Source organism: Actinomycetospora sp. (genome assembly GCF_055612215.1).
Map to the genome: position 1 here is coordinate 1 of NZ_JBVPVA010000590.1, position 2,317 is coordinate 2,317.

The 2,317-nt window shown below is 73.5% G+C and carries 4 protein-coding genes; 3 read left to right on the forward strand and 1 reads right to left on the reverse strand.

All coding sequences use genetic code 11. From position 1 onward, the window contains the following. The 3 genes from AC0CYZ_RS16150 to AC0CYZ_RS16160 form a co-directional block, all read left to right on the forward strand. A partial coding sequence (locus AC0CYZ_RS16150) for a hypothetical protein (RefSeq protein ID WP_472217103.1) occupies window positions 1-283 on the forward strand: 283 nt, incomplete at its 5' end. A gap of 13 nt (window positions 284-296) precedes the next feature. Beyond that, window positions 297-737 carry a VOC family protein gene (locus AC0CYZ_RS16155; protein WP_472217104.1) on the forward strand — a complete coding sequence of 147 codons (441 nt, stop codon included), beginning with the start codon at window positions 297-299 and terminating at the stop codon, window positions 735-737. Window positions 738-779: 42 nt separating this feature from the next. Further along, window positions 780-1,175: a YchJ family protein gene (locus AC0CYZ_RS16160; protein WP_472217106.1), complete on the forward strand. Its 396-nt coding sequence runs from the start codon at window positions 780-782 to the stop codon at window positions 1,173-1,175. On the opposite strand, the gene AC0CYZ_RS16165 is transcribed toward AC0CYZ_RS16160, so the two are convergent. Continuing rightward, window positions 1,142-2,317: FAD-dependent monooxygenase (locus AC0CYZ_RS16165; RefSeq protein WP_472217108.1), on the reverse strand; the 1,176-nt coding region annotated here is incomplete at its 5' end. The two genes, AC0CYZ_RS16160 and AC0CYZ_RS16165, sit on opposite strands and share 34 nt — an antisense overlap.

A 2,317-nucleotide genomic window follows, 5' to 3' on the forward strand; every position in this document is an offset into this window, starting at 1 on the left:
GCTCTTCCCGGCGTACTCCCGGGTGCCCGGGTACCAGTACCGCTACGTGCAGCACGCCCTCGAGGGTGCCGCCGACGAGGTGTGGGAGGCCATGCAGCAGGACGCCGTGGTCTACGTCTGCGGCAACGCCTCCACGATGGCGCCGGGCGTGCGTGCCGCCCTCGTCGCGGTGTTCCGCGCCAGGACCGGTGCGGGCGAGGCCGACGGCAACGCCTGGCTCGCGGGCCTCCGCACCTCGAACCGCTACCTGGAGGACATCTGGGGCGAGACGTCGGTGGTGTGAGGAGGATCGGCCCATGGCGCACGTACGACGCTTCGACCACGTCGGCATCACGGTCGCGGACCTCGCCTCGGCCACGGCGTTCTTCGTCCGACTGGGACTCGAGGTCGAGGGCACCGGAACGGTGGCGGGCGAGTTCGTGGAGACCGTGTGCGGGATTCCCGGCGCGCACTGCGAGATCGCCATGCTGCGGCCGCCCGACGGCGGGTCCCGCCTGGAGCTCTCGAGCTTCGTCGTGCCCGACCACGTGGCCGGGTCTCCCGCGCCGATGGCCAACGAGCTCGGCCTGCGCAACGTGTCGTTCGAGGTCGGCGACCTCGCGGCGGTGGTCGACGAACTGGCGGGGGAGGGCTACGGGCTCGTCGGCGGGATCGGCGAGTACGAGGGCAGCGTGCGGATGGCCTACGTGCGCGGGCCTGACGGGATCGTCGTGTCCCTGTTCGAGCAGATCGGCTGACGGACGCCCGGCCTCCGGTGCTCCGAACTACCGTCGGCGGCCGTGGGTACCCGACGCTGTCCCTGTGGGTCGCTCGAGGCGTTCGACGCGTGCTGTGGCCGCTACCTGGGCGCGGACGGCGTCGCGCCGCCGACCGCCGAGGCCCTGATGCGCTCGCGCTACACGGCCTTCGTCCACGGCGACGTCGAGCACCTGCTGCGCACCTGGCACCCGGACACGCGACCCACCGCGCTGGAGCTGGACCCGGGCCTGCGGTGGACCGGGCTCGAGGTGCTGGACCGGGTCGGCGGTGGGCTGTTCGACACCGACGGCGTCGTCGAGTTCCGTGCTCACCACCGCGACGGCGGGCGCTCCGGGGCCCAGCACGAGCGGAGCCGGTTCGTGCGCGACGCGGGGCGCTGGGTCTACGTCGACGGGGTCGTCGGGGAGCCACGGTGACCGGCACCGGAGTCCGGCACCCCGGCGTAGTCGGGTAGCTCGGGGCCGTTGATCGCGCGGTCGATCAGCTCGGCGAACCACTCCGACCCGAAGTCCGGGGCCGGCTCGGCGTCCGCCCCGGAGGCGTCGAGGCTCCGGACGTGCATCCGGCCGATCTCCTGGTTGGCCTCGACGAACGGCCGCATCCGCCGCTCGTAGCCGGCGAACCCGGCGTCCGGGTCCCAGTCGGCGGCCGCCAGCTCCCCGGCGAGCAGGTAGGCGCCGACCAGGGCGATACCGGTGCCCTGCCCGGACATCGGCGACGAGCTGCACGCCGCGTCCCCGAGCAGCCCCACGCGGCCCGTCGACCAGCGGTCCATCACCACCTGGGCGACCTGGTCGAGGTAGAAGTCCGGGGTGTCGTCCAGGTGCGCCAGGATGCGCGGGGTCTCCCAGCCCAGGTCGGCCACCTGCTCGCGCAGCAGGCCCTTCTGGGCCGCGACGTCGCGGGGGTCGACGTCGAAGGCGGCCGCGGGGAAGGAGAACATCGCCATCCCGCGGGTGGCGTCCTGGATGGGCCGCAGGAGCGCGGAACGGCCCGACTCCGGGTGCTGGTACTCGATCAGCCAGCGGTCCAGCCCGAACTCGTTGGGCACGCTGTAGAAGGCGAGCACCAGCCCGAGGTGGCGGACGAACCGCTCGTGCGGTCCGAAGACCATCGCCCGCAGGGCCGAGTGCAGACCGTCCGTCCCGACCACCAGGTCGAAGCGCCGTCGGCCACCACCCGCGAAGGCCACGTCGACTCCGTCGGCGTCCTGCGTGAGCTCGGCGATCCGGTCCCCGAAGAGGTACTCGACGCCGTCGCGGGTGTCGGCGTGGAGCACCTGGGACAGGTCACCCCGCAGGATCTCGATCTCGGCGATGTAGCCGTCCCCGCCGTGGTCGTCCGCGCGGTGGGTCTCGAGCACGGTGCCGTCCGCGTCCACGGTGTACGCGCCGAGGGTCTCGGTGCGGGCCGCGCGGACCACCGCGTCCAGCCCCATACGCCGGATGACCTCCCTGGTGACCCCGCGCGCGTCGACCGCCTGCCCGCCGGGACGCAGGCCGGGAGCCCGTTCGACCACGGTCACCTCGGCCCCCCGCCGGTGCAGCCAGTGGGCCAG

Coding starts and splice junctions, on each gene's coding strand:
- AC0CYZ_RS16155 (WP_472217104.1), top strand. CDS start 297: ATGGCGCACGTACGACGCTTCGACCACGTCGGCATCACGGTCGCGGAC.